Origin of the sequence: Blastococcus aggregatus (assembly GCF_900221005.1) — a bacterium.
GTDB classification, from domain to species: Bacteria; Actinomycetota; Actinomycetes; order Mycobacteriales; family Geodermatophilaceae; genus Blastococcus; species Blastococcus aggregatus.
Genome location: NZ_OBQI01000001.1, coordinates 1,022,320 through 1,033,352 on the forward strand (window position 1 = coordinate 1,022,320; position 11,033 = coordinate 1,033,352).

Consider the following 11,033-nt stretch of genomic DNA (forward strand, 5'->3'; position numbering starts at 1 on the left):
CGACGGCGGCTGCCACGGTCGCTGCAAAGCTGCTCCTGGGGCACACTGCAGATGTGGAGACGGCGGCGAGCACGCAGGCGCGGCGTCTCGCCGACCACAGGACCCGCCTGCTCAACGACGGAGCGCTCATCGTGCCGGACAGCGGGGAGAAGAGGGACTCCGGCCGCAGTCCTGCGGGCACGGCGCTGTTCACGGTGCAGGACGCCGGGCAGACCCTTGCGCCCGCATTCCAGTTCGCTGCGGACGGCTCCCCGCGCCCAGAGCTGCGACCGCTCGTCTCAACCCTGACTGCCGGCGGCGTCGACGGCTGGCAGCTGTGGAGCTGGTTGACCGCCAGCAGCAGCTACCTGTCCGGAGGTGTCCCACAGGAAGTGGCGTGTACGCAGCCGGAGCGTGCCCTCCGCGCCGCCGAGCGGTTCGTCGCAACGAGCGCGCCCTAGGTACGGCTGGTCGGGCGATGGTTCGACCTGAACGACCCGTCAGAGGAGCCGCTGGTGCCACACATCGACCTACCGGCTGACCTGAACCTCGTCGACGACGACGGCCTGAACCTGGCTCGAGTATTCCTGACAGATGCGCCCACCGCTGGCGCTGTCGTCGTCGCCGGCACCGCAACGGCGTGGTCCTGGGTCGTCGTCGAAGACGTCGGCGACGGATGGGTGCGCTTCCGGCCCACCGCTGCTCCCGGCGGCTAGGTGAGGACGGTGGCGTAGCGCGGGACTCGTGTCGACCGGGCCAGCGTCGAGCAGCTCGGGCTCAAGCGGCAGCCGCACGTCGCTGGGCGCTGTCGTGCAAGTCCTCGATCCATGCCGCCGTGAGGCCGGGCAGCAGCCCACGGGCACGACCAAATCGTCGGGCACGAGCGGGGCGGTGGGTTCGATGCGGGACGGATGCGCGGCAGTCGTCCACTTCGTCTGTGCAGCCAATCAGGTGGCGGCTGGGGTGAGGCTGAAGGCGGCGCGCTCAAGGTAGGCCCACAACTGCGCCTCGTGGGTCGGCGCTCAGTCGCAGGTCCTTGACCGCGGCCCGCATGTGCCTGACCCACCGGTCGCGGGTGTCTTCGTCCATGCGGAAGGTGGCGTGCCGCATCCGCAGCCGAGGGTGTCCGCGCAGTTCGCTGTACCTACGGGGTCCGCCCCAGTACTGGGCCAGGAAGGCGGTCATCCGCTCGCGAGCCGGGCCCAGGTCGGCGGGGTACATGGCGCGCAGGACGGGGTCGGTGGCGACGCCGTCGTAGAAGCGGTCGACGAGCCGGACGAAGGTGTCCTGCCCGCCGACCGCTTCGTAGAACGAGGGGGCGTCGATCACTTCTCGATCGGGACGCCGACCAGGGAGCCGTACTCGACCCAGGAGCCGTCGTAGTTCTTCACCTGCGGCTGGTCCAGGAGCTCGCGCAGCACGAACCAGGTGTGCGCGCTGCGCTCACCGACGCGGCAGTAGACGATCGTGTCCTGCTGTCCGGACAGGTCCACACCGGCGCCGGTGTAGAGCGCGCGCAGCTCCTCATCGGAGCGGAAGGTGCCGTCCTCGGCGGCAGCCTTCGACCACGGCACGTTGACCGAGGTAGGGACGTGGCCGCCGACCTGCGGCTGCTCCTGGGGGAAGGAGGCCGGCGCGAGGATCTCGCCGGAGAACTCCTGCGGGGAGCGGACGTCCACGATGGTCTTGGAGCCGATGGAGGCGACCACCTCGTCCCGGAAGGCGCGGATGGCGGGGTCGGCGTCCTGAGCGACGTAGGTGGTCGTCGGCCGGGAGACCGGCTCGGTGTCCAGTGGGCGACCGTCGAGCTCCCAGCGCTTGCGGCCGCCGTCGAGCAGACGGACGTCACGGTGGCCGTAGACCTTGAAATACCAGTATGCGTAGGCGGCGAACCAGTTGTTGTTGCCGCCGTACAGGATGACGGTGTCCTCGGCGGTGACGCCCTTGGCCGACAGCAGGGCCTCGAAGGCGGCCCGGTCGACGAAGTCCCGACGCAGCGGGTCCTGCAGGTCGGTGCGCCAGTCCAGCGCGACGGCCCCGGGGATGTGGTTGGCGTAGTAGGCGGCGCTGTCCTCGTCAACCTCGACGATGACCACGGCCGGATCGGCCAGATGCTTCTCGAGCCAGTCGCCGTCGACGAGCACGTCAGTTCGAGCCACGATCTCTCCTTCAGATGGGTGGTGCCGGTTGGGTGTGCAGCGCCGCGTGACGAGCCGGATCGGTGCCGCACGGTTCAGGGGCCACCGAAGGCAGCTGTTGGTACCGCCCGGGCAGCCGGGTCAGCGGTCGGTGCGCTTCTGGTAGCGGGCGGCGCGCTTGGCCGCGGCGGCGTGCTTGCGCTCGGTCTCCCGCCGCTGACGCACGAGGCCGGCCTGGTCCCGGTGCGCCAGGGCGGTGCCCACGGGGTAGCCGGCCTTCTTGACGCGGTTCTCGGTGGTCTCGGCGATGTAGGCGGTGCTGTAGATCAGCGCGAGGAAGATGCCCAGGAGGCACATGCCGACGCGGAGCCCGAAGCTGCCGGGCACGAAGATCATGATCAACGCGATCGGGACGGCGAGCTGCACCATGCTGCGGGCGACGTGGCGCATCCACCAGGTGTCGGTCGTGGTGTCGAAGAGCACCCACGTGCGGTGGCGTCGGGGCAGCCGGCCGCCGAGGGCGTACCAGAGCCAGCGGTGCGGGGCCGGACGGACGATGGGCTCGGCCGATTCGCCCGGCTCAGCGGCGGGGGTGGTCATCGCGGTGGTGTGCTCCTGCTCAGTCGCGGTCACACCCCAATGATGCGCTCGAATAGTAAGTACGCAAAGAGTTGGTGCACCAAGTGTTAGCAGGCTAACAGTCCTCGGGTCGACGCCGCGTGAGGTCAGGCGGGCGTTGCCGACTTGGCGGCCTCGCCGCCGGGCGCGGAGAGTGCCTGCTGCGAGGCGGCGATCACATGGGTGAGGACCCCGTGCAGGTTCACCAGCTCCTCGATCGGCATGCCGAGGCGCTCGACGATGCCGGCCGGGATCTTCTCCGCCTCCGCGCGGAGCGCCTGCCCCTTGTCGGTGAGCGCCAGGGCGAGGTTCCGCTGGTCGTCGGTATCCCGCTCCCGGCGCAGCAGCCCGGCGGCCTCCAGCCGCTTCAGGAGCGGCGACAGCGTGCCGGGGTCCAGCTGGAGCAGGCCGGAGAGCTTCTTCACCGACAAGGTCCCGTACTGCCACAGCGCCAGCATCACCAGGTACTGCGGGTGGGTGAGGCCGAGCGGCTCGAGGACCGGCCGGTAGACCGCGACCACGTTGCGCGCCGCCACGGACAGGGCGAAGCAGACCTGTCGATCGAGGGCGAGGACGTCATCGGAGGCGACAGCGGCGTCCGTGCGGGCTTCAGTGGTCGTCACCCGCACATCGTAGATTGCGTGGCGGACCAATGGTTAGCTCTCCAACGGTTGAGCGTCCCCGGCGGGCAGGTGTGCGGCGATCTCCGCCAGCCGGATGAAGTACCGGTGGCTGGTCATGAAGGTCAGTGCTGCAGCGTGCTCGGTGAAGTGGTGCTCGAGGTCCGCTGAGACCCGACCGCGCGGGTGTAGCCCGTAGTTGCGCAGGTCTCGCAGGTACGTGGCGTGGGAGCGGAGCTCCTCGAGCGCCTCCCGCCGTACTCCGCCCAGCTTCTGCTGGACGAGGGTCTCGTGGACCAGGCGGATGACCGCGGCCGTGGCGGTGTCCTCGTCGAGCTTGCGCGCCAGCTGAGCGGAGCGACCACGGAGCCGCTCGCCGAGGGCGTACCAGGCGGCCTCGCTGGCCGAGCCCAGCATGTTCACCGCGGCCAGGTGCATGCCTCGGCGGTGCGCGCGCAAGGCTTCGTCGACGCAGCGCACGCCGCGCTCGCCGAGCAGCCCGGCGATGTCGGCGGTGTACAGGTCGGTGTCGAGCAGCGCGGTCCCGCCAAGCGCTGGCGGTGAGGTCAGCGCGTAGGAGGACGCGACCTCCTCCACGACGTCGGGGGCGTAGTAGCCGCCGGTGGTGTTGCCGCTGCGCACGTTGTGGATCGACACCTCGCCGTCGGGGTTGCGCACCGGCAGGACGACTCCGGAGGCGGCCAGCTCGGCCAGTGCGCGGCGGACCGCCCGGGCAATCCGCACCCGAGCCAACTGCGGCACGTCGCGGCGGGCCAGGGGGGCCGGGTCGGCGTCGGCCTGCAGGTCCAGCGTCTCCCCGTGCGTCAGGGCGGGCACGCCTTCGCGCTCCCGCACAGCGGCCTCGAGCGCGTCGGTGGTTACCGCGCCACGGGCGGCGAGCGTGTCGAGGACCAACTGCTTGGCGGCGAGGACGTCGGCTCTGGTCGGGGTAAGAGCCTCGTCCAGGGCGGCATGGAACTGCGGCGGCACGTGGGTGTTGCGGACCACGTTATGCCTCCCTCCGCTTCCTGGCCGACTGTGCCAGACGCCGACGTGCCGCCAATCGCTCGCCACGGCGCTCGGTGCGGGCTGCAACTGCGGCCGACCTAGCCGGCGACCGGCCGTCGTCCACCTACGCGACCACCGACCCGCGCATGGGTTCCTGGGTAACACCCGCCCATCGGAGAACTGCCTACGGCTGGTTCAGGCCGACAACGTCGCGCGGATGCGCATAGCCCTGAGCGGAGGGCGGAAGACCGCCGGCCGACAGCACGCCTACTGTCGCCGTCGCCCGGCGACTCCGCGACCGCCTCCTCAGCCACGCCCCAGCCACAAACCCCCCGGAATGCTGGCGAACGCTGTACCGAGAGTGATGAACGGTGGAGAATGCCCGAACGGGGATCCCACCGGTGAATCCGCAGGTCACAACACGATAGCCAGACGAACCCGCAGGTCAGAGCAGCGCTGAAGGATGTCACGCCGGGTGATGGGTAGCGGTTTTCAAGACCGCCGCCATCGGCCACTAGGCGAGCCCTCCTGGCCCCCGCACTCTAGGCGGCGTGCGACGCGCGGCTCAGGACGCCCAGTTCTTCACCTTCTCGAGCGTCGTGACCGTGTCGGGCCCGTCGACCGACACGTTGAGCACGGTCACCCCGGCGTCGCGGTAGGCCTCGATGCGCTCGCGCACGAAGCTCTCGGGCCCGACGAGCGAGGTGGCGTCGAGGAAGGCCTGCGGCACGGCGGCCGCGGCCTCCTCCTTCCTGCCGGCGAGGTAGAGGTCCTGGATGAGCTCGGCCTCGGCCTCGAACCCGTAGCGGCGGAAGAGCTGGTTGTAGAAGTTGCGCTCGCGGGCGCCCATGCCGCCGACGTAGAGCGCGATGCCGGGCCGGGCGCGGTCGCGCAGGTGCTCGAGGCCCTCGCCGATGGCCACGGCGCCGCCGGCGACGACCTCCAGCGGGCCCAGGTCGGCCGGCCGCTCGGCCCTGCCTTCGGCGAGGGACTCGCCCCACACCTCGGCGGCCCGCTCGGGCCAGAACAGCGTCGGCATCCATCCGTCGGCGAGCTCCGCGGTCAGCTCGACGTTCTTGGGGCCGAGGGCGGCCAGGTAGATCGGGATGCGGTCGCGCACCGGGTGCGTGATGAGCTTGAGCGGCTTGCCGAGGCCCGTGCCCTGCCCCTCGGCCAGCGGCAGGGAGTAGTAGCGGCCGTCGTGCTCGACGGGCTCGCGCCGCCACACCTTGCGGCAGATCTCGATGACCTCCCGCGTGCGTCCGAGGGGAGCGTCGTACGGGACCCCGTGGAAGCCCTCGATCACCTGCGGCCCGGAGGCACCGAGCCCGAGGATGCAGCGGCCGTCGCTCAGCAGGTCGACGCCCGCGGCGGTCATGGCCAGCAGGCTGGGGGTGCGGGTGTAGATCGGCAGGATCGACGAGCCGATCTGGATCCGCTCGGTGACGGCGGCCAGGTACCCCATCAGCGAGACGGCGTCGACGCCGTAGGCCTCGGCGACCCAGACGATGTCGATGCCGGCCGACTCCAGCGTGGCGACCCGCTCGGCCGCCTCCTTCATCCCGTTCGCGTACCCGACACCGGTGGCGATGCGCATGCGTCCGTCCTCTACGTCTCTCGGATCGTGAGTGGCGCGCCGCTCGGCCCCCGCACCAGCACGCTCTGCGCGCTGAAGCCGAGCGGCCCGTCGGCGTCGAACAGGTGGGCGCCACTGGTGCCGGCGCCGAGGGAACCGATGTGGGCGGTCGTCCTGAGGCCCACCCAGTCCCCGGACAGGGGGCGGAAGGTGTTGATCGTCGTGTCGGCGTTGATCGCCTGGACGGCAGGAGCGGCCGGCCGGGCGGCTCCCCGGGTGCCGCGGAGGAGGTGCGGCACCGCGTAGGTCCAGTCGGCGATGGCGGCGACGGTGACGGTGCTCGAGTTCGCTTCCCCCTCGACGACCGGCACGGCGAGCCGGAACCACACGACGTCGGTGTCGACGTCGACGGAGACGTCGATCGCGTGGTGGAAGGCGGGCCGATCGGAGCCGGGCCGGGTGAAGGGCGAGGCCCCCGTGGGGTCGCCCGCGGGAGGCCGCGGCGGCGGCGCGTCCTCGGTCTCGTCGACGACGAGGTCGGCCACCCGGACCCGCAGCGCGGTAGCCCGGACGCACAGCTCGTCGCCGGCGTACATGGCGACGTCGACGAGATCGATGCTCTTGCCGGACCGGGCGGCCGTCGTCTCGACCCGGAGGGGCACCATCGGCGCCGCCCGCATCATGTCGACGGTCAGCCGGACGACCTGGCGCTGCACCTCGCTGGGATGGCGCTCCGCGGCGCGGCCCATGGCGGCGAGCATGGCGCTGCCGTGCAGGGTGCCCTCGTACCAGGGCCCCCGCGTGAGCGGCCCGGGAACGAGCAGGTCGCCGTCCCGGCGGAACAGCGCCTCGTCGCGCTTCGGCGTCCAACCCGTCATCCGGTGACGTCCCGGGACCGTTGCGCTCGCACGATGAGGCTCCTCAGCAGGCCAGGGACGACCGCTGGGGCCGTGCACTCCCGGTGCAGTGTGCCATCGCACACCTGGACCGCCCTCAGGACGCCGGGAGCAGGGCCGCGCGCCAGGCGGCCGCGGCGGCCTCGGCCGGCAGCGGGCGGGAGAGCAGGTAGCCCTGCGCGAAGTCGCACGCCTGCCCCTGGAGCCAGGCGAGCTGGGCCTCCTCCTCGACGCCCTCGGCCACGACGCTCAGCCCGAAGGTGTGCGCGGCGCGGATCATCAGCGCGACCAGCTCCGCGTGGCCCGAGTCGGCCGAGGAGATGAAGCTGCGGTCGATCTTCAGCGTGTCCACGGGCATGCCGGCCAGCTGGCCGATCGAGGTGTAGCCGGTGCCGAAGTCGTCGATCGCGACCGCGACGCCCAGCTCGCGCAGCGCGACGAGGTGCCCGAAGGCGGCCGGCTCGCTGACCAGCACGGTCTCGGTGACCTCGACGATCAGCAGCTCGGCGGGAAGTCCGGAGGCGGCGAGGGCGTCGGTGACGTCCTGGACGACGCGCGGGTCGGAGAGGTGGCGGCCCGAGACGTTGACCGCGACGGTGAGCTCCGCCGCGACCGGGTCCTCGGCGCGCCAGGCAGCGATCTGCCGGGTGGCCTCGTGCAGGACCCAGCGGTCGAGGTCGCAGATCAGCTTGCTGCTCTCGGCCACGGGGATGAAGTCGTTGGGCGGCACCATGCCGACGCCGGGACGGTTCCACCGCACCAGCGCCTCGTAGCCCTCGAGCCGGCCGGCGGCCAGCCCGACGACCGGCTGGTAGTGGACCTCCAGCTCGCCGGCAGCCAGCCCCGCGGTCAGCGCCGTCTCCATCTCGGAGTGGGCGGCCAGCTGGGCGCGCAGGGACTCGTCGAACAGCTCGGCCCGCCCTCGTCCGCGCGCCTTGGCGCGGTAGGCGGCGGCGTCGGCCTCGGCGAACAGGGCGTCGGCGTCCACGGCGGCGTCCTGGGCGACGGCGATGCCGATGCTGGCGCCGACCCGCATGTCCTGGCCGCCCTCGTGGATCGGCCGGCTGAGGGTGTCGATGAGCCGCTCGGCCAGCTCGGCCAGCTCGCGCTCCGCGGAGACCTGCTCGACGAGCACGACGAACTCGTCGCCGCCCAGCCGGCAGACGACGTCCCCGGGGCGCAGGGCCGAGCGCAGCCGGCCGGCCACGGTGCGCAGCACCGTGTCGCCGGTCGCGTGACCGAAGCGGTCGTTGACCCCCTTGAAGCCGTCGAGGTCGACGAAGAGCAGCCCGGTCATGGTCCCGGCGCGGCGGCCGCGGTGCAGCGCGGCCGCGGTCAGCGTGCGCGCCTGGGTGCGGTTGGGCAGGTCGGTGAGGGGATCGTGCGCGGCCTGGTGGGCCAGCGCGGTCCGCAGCGCCTCGCGCTCGCGGACCGAGGCCACGAGCTGCTCCACGGAGGCGTGCAGCAGCTCGCCCAGCGGGCCGGGGAGCGGATCGGCGAGGACCGGGTCGGAGAGGTCGCCGCGGGTCACGGCGGCGGCCTGGGTCTGGATGTGGCTCAGCCCGGCCACCGTGGTGGCCAGCGCTGCGGAGACGGTGCGCGCCTCGCGGGGGCCGCTGCTGGTGATGTCCACGAGCTGCCCGTGGCTGATCTGCTCGGCCTGGTCGGCGAGCCGGCGGAGGACGCGCGAGACGTTGCGCCCGACCAGCACGGCGCCGGCCAGCGAGGCCAGCACCAGCCCCAGCCCGATCGCCAGCACCGCGTTCCGCCGCCCGATGGCCGCCGCGCGGTCCGCGGCGGAGAGCTCCTGGGCCTCGGCGACGGCCTGGTCGAGGAACCCGGTGAGCACGACGTCCCGCTCCACGGTCTGCTGCACGAGGGTGACCAGCTGGGCGATGGGCAGCGCGGCGGCCGTCCGGCCGTCGGCGTACGCCGCCAGGACGTCGTCCACGGCGGTGAGCTCGGGGGAGTCGGTCAGCTCGTCCCAGCGGTCGCGCAGCGAGGCCTGCGACAGGTCGTCCAGGTGCGCCCGCTCGTCGAGGTAGAGCTCCCAGCTGACGCCCCACGCGGTGGGGTCGACCTGGTCGGGGATCAGCTGCCGGCCGATGAACTCGGGCAGCAGGCGGCTCGCGGCCGCCGCGACGTCGGCGATGTCCTGCACGTCGTGGGTCGCGGCCGTGGTCGGCACGGGCGCCTCGGCGGAGCCGGCGGCGCGGACCGCCTGGTCCTGCGCGTCGGCCACCTCGTCGGCCAGGGCCAGGTACCGCTGGAAGATCTCGCGGACGTCGGCAGCCCCGGTGTCCGCCGCGACGCGCAGGGCGGCGAGCCGCCGGGTCGCGGTCCGGGCGGTGGGCTCGTCGATCGAGCCGGGGCGGATCCGCCCGAGCGCCTCGTCGGTGGCCGAGCGGCTGGAGCGGACCAGGTCCGTGACCAGCTCGCCCAGCCCGGGCACGCCCTCGGCGATGCCGAACTCGCTGAGGTTGTCGGGGTTCCCGACGACGGTGAGGGACAGGGTGGGCACGATCTCGTGGACGATCGCGCTGCGGACGGCGTTCAGCCGCGCCAGGGCGCCGACGGATGCCTCCGACCGGGTCGCCTGCTCGGCGTCCTGGATCGCCACCCGCGTGATCGTTCCGGTGAGAGCCACCACGCCGACCAGCGGCACGAGGACGAGAGCGGTCAGGTACGCCCACAGGGGCGTGCCCCGGCGGCGCTGTGCCGCCCGTTCCTGGATCCGCATGGTGCTGCCTTCGGCGTTCGGGGTCGCCTGCTTGAGCGGCCTCCCCCGCCGGGGGCAGGTTCCGGCCGTTCCGGAGCCGACTGCCGGCGCCCTCCGGGGCGCGCCGACAATGGCTGCGCCGTGCGCCGCGCGGCGGAACGGAGGGCACGTGTCGCAGCAGGCCTCCGCGGACGCCGCCCGGGCGGGGACGACGCCGCGCTGGTGGTGGGTCGCCGCTCCGGCGGCCGTGCTGGTGCTCGTGGCGCTGTGCCTCCGGGCGCCGTTCGCCGCCGTCGGGCCGCTGCTCGGCGAGCTGGGCGACGATCTCGGGCTCTCGACCGGGGCGCTCGCCGTCGTCACCGCGCTGCCGCTGGTCTGCTTCGGGCTGGTGTCCCCCTTCGCCCCCGCGCTGGCCGCCCGGTTCGGGGTGCACGGCGCCGTCCTGGTCGGGGTGGCCCTGATCGCGGCGGGTGTGCTGCTGCGGGTGGCGGGGGCGCCGGGGCTCTTCATCGGAACCGTGCTGCTCAGCGGCGGGATCGCGGTGGGCAACGTGCTGCTGCCGGCCGCGGCGCGGGAGGAGTACGGCGCGCGGGCCGCCGTCGTGCTGGGGCTGATCACCGCGTCGATGTCCGGCTCGGCGGCCCTCGGGGCGGGTCTGGCCCGGCCCCTGTCGTCGGCGGCCGGCGGCCCGGGCGCCGGGCTGCTGCTGTGGGGCGTGCTGGTGCTGGTCGCGCTGCTGGCGATGGGCGCGCTGGCCCGCGCCCGCCGCGGGGCTCCCCGGCCCGGGGCTGCACCCTCCGGGGGCCGCACCGCGATCCTGCGCGACCGGGTGGCCCTGGCGGTGACCCTGTACTTCGGATTCCAGTCGCTGTCCTTCTACGCGATGCTCACCTGGCTGGCCGACGTCCTGGAGTCCGAGTCCGGCGTCTCCCCCGTCGCCGCCGGCGGGCTGCTGGCCGTGGCCACCGGGCTGGCGGTGCCCCTGGCGCTGGTGATCCCCGGGCTGGCCGGCCGCCGCCCCGGGCAGCAGGGCTGGATCCTGCTGGGCGCTCTCCCGGCGATCGCGGCGATCACCGGGCTGCTCCTGGCGCCGGAGGCCGCGCCCCTGCTGTGGGCGGCCCTCTACGGGTTCGGCAGCGGCGTCGCGTTCCCGCTGTCGATTATGCTGATCGTGGCCCGCAGCCGGGACGTCGCCCAGACCGGCCGGCTCTCGGCCACCGCGCAGAGCGTCGGCTACCTGCTCGCGGCGACCGGACCGCTGGGGGTGGGGCTGCTGCACGACGCCACCGGCGCGTGGGCGCCCGGCCTGCTGCTCATGCTGACCGCCGTCGTCCTGCAGTTGGTGGTGGGCCTGGCCGCCGCCCGCCCCCGCCTGCTCTCCCCCGCCGCCTGAGGGCAGCACCCGAGCGACGATCAGGTGACCTGATCCCCGAGCGTCCTCCCTCACGGTGCGCGGTGAGGGAGGAGGCGCGGCGGTGA

Annotated in this window: 11 protein-coding genes; 3 read left to right on the forward strand and 8 right to left on the reverse strand. The window is 73.2% G+C overall.

Translation table 11 applies throughout. The annotated features are described in order from the left end of the window. The first annotated feature begins 53 nt into the window (after window positions 1-53). Window positions 54-440 carry a hypothetical protein gene (locus CRP29_RS05130; protein WP_097193894.1) on the forward strand — a complete coding sequence of 129 codons (387 nt, stop codon included), beginning with the start codon at window positions 54-56 and terminating at the stop codon, window positions 438-440. 54 nt (window positions 441-494) lie between these two features. Further along, window positions 495-695, forward strand: coding sequence for a hypothetical protein (locus CRP29_RS05135; protein WP_097193895.1), 201 nt, complete (start codon window positions 495-497; stop codon window positions 693-695). 268 nt (window positions 696-963) lie between these two features. Here the strand turns inward: CRP29_RS05135 and CRP29_RS05140 are convergent, their stop codons facing one another. From CRP29_RS05140 to CRP29_RS05175, 8 genes are all read right to left on the reverse strand, one after another. Further along, window positions 964-1,308 carry a globin domain-containing protein gene (locus CRP29_RS05140; protein ID WP_176522828.1) on the reverse strand — a complete coding sequence of 115 codons (345 nt, stop codon included), beginning with the start codon at window positions 1,306-1,308 and terminating at the stop codon, window positions 964-966. Beyond that, window positions 1,305-2,138, reverse strand: a complete 834-nt coding sequence (locus CRP29_RS05145) for a sulfurtransferase (protein WP_097193896.1) — start codon at window positions 2,136-2,138, stop codon at window positions 1,305-1,307. Before CRP29_RS05145 ends, CRP29_RS05140 begins: the two co-directional genes overlap by 4 nt. A 120-nt stretch (window positions 2,139-2,258) precedes the next feature. Continuing rightward, window positions 2,259-2,750 carry a DUF5313 family protein gene (locus CRP29_RS05150; protein WP_245852453.1) on the reverse strand — a complete coding sequence of 164 codons (492 nt, stop codon included), beginning with the start codon at window positions 2,748-2,750 and terminating at the stop codon, window positions 2,259-2,261. A gap of 92 nt (window positions 2,751-2,842) precedes the next feature. Next, window positions 2,843-3,358: a MarR family winged helix-turn-helix transcriptional regulator gene (locus CRP29_RS05155; protein ID WP_097193898.1), complete on the reverse strand. Its 516-nt coding sequence runs from the start codon at window positions 3,356-3,358 to the stop codon at window positions 2,843-2,845. Window positions 3,359-3,391: 33 nt separating this feature from the next. Beyond that, window positions 3,392-4,363, reverse strand: coding sequence for a hypothetical protein (locus CRP29_RS05160; protein ID WP_097193899.1), 972 nt, complete (start codon window positions 4,361-4,363; stop codon window positions 3,392-3,394). A gap of 565 nt (window positions 4,364-4,928) precedes the next feature. Further along, the gene (locus CRP29_RS05165) at window positions 4,929-5,960 is read right to left on the reverse strand and encodes an LLM class F420-dependent oxidoreductase (RefSeq protein WP_097193900.1); all 1,032 of its coding nucleotides are present in this window, start codon (window positions 5,958-5,960) and stop codon (window positions 4,929-4,931) included. A gap of 11 nt (window positions 5,961-5,971) precedes the next feature. Next, entirely contained in the window at window positions 5,972-6,817 is an 846-nt protein-coding gene (locus CRP29_RS05170; RefSeq protein WP_097193901.1) for a thioesterase family protein, read from the reverse strand. A 115-nt stretch (window positions 6,818-6,932) separates the two neighbouring features. Next, the gene (locus CRP29_RS05175) at window positions 6,933-9,575 is read right to left on the reverse strand and encodes a putative bifunctional diguanylate cyclase/phosphodiesterase (protein WP_097193902.1); all 2,643 of its coding nucleotides are present in this window, start codon (window positions 9,573-9,575) and stop codon (window positions 6,933-6,935) included. A gap of 148 nt (window positions 9,576-9,723) precedes the next feature. On the opposite strand from CRP29_RS05175, the gene CRP29_RS05180 reads away from it, so the two are divergent. Then, the gene (locus CRP29_RS05180) at window positions 9,724-10,947 is read left to right on the forward strand and encodes an MFS transporter (protein ID WP_245852456.1); all 1,224 of its coding nucleotides are present in this window, start codon (window positions 9,724-9,726) and stop codon (window positions 10,945-10,947) included. Window positions 10,948-11,033: the final 86 nt, after the last annotated feature.

What these genes read in the sequence shown, in the direction of transcription:
- CRP29_RS05165 (WP_097193900.1), bottom strand. Translation starts at nt 5,960, where the DNA reads ATGCGCATCGCCACCGGTGTCGGGTACGCGAACGGGATGAAGGAGGCG.
- CRP29_RS05170 (WP_097193901.1), bottom strand. Translation starts at nt 6,817, where the DNA reads ATGACGGGTTGGACGCCGAAGCGCGACGAGGCGCTGTTCCGCCGGGAC.
- CRP29_RS05175 (WP_097193902.1), bottom strand. Translation starts at nt 9,575, where the DNA reads ATGCGGATCCAGGAACGGGCGGCACAGCGCCGCCGGGGCACGCCCCTG.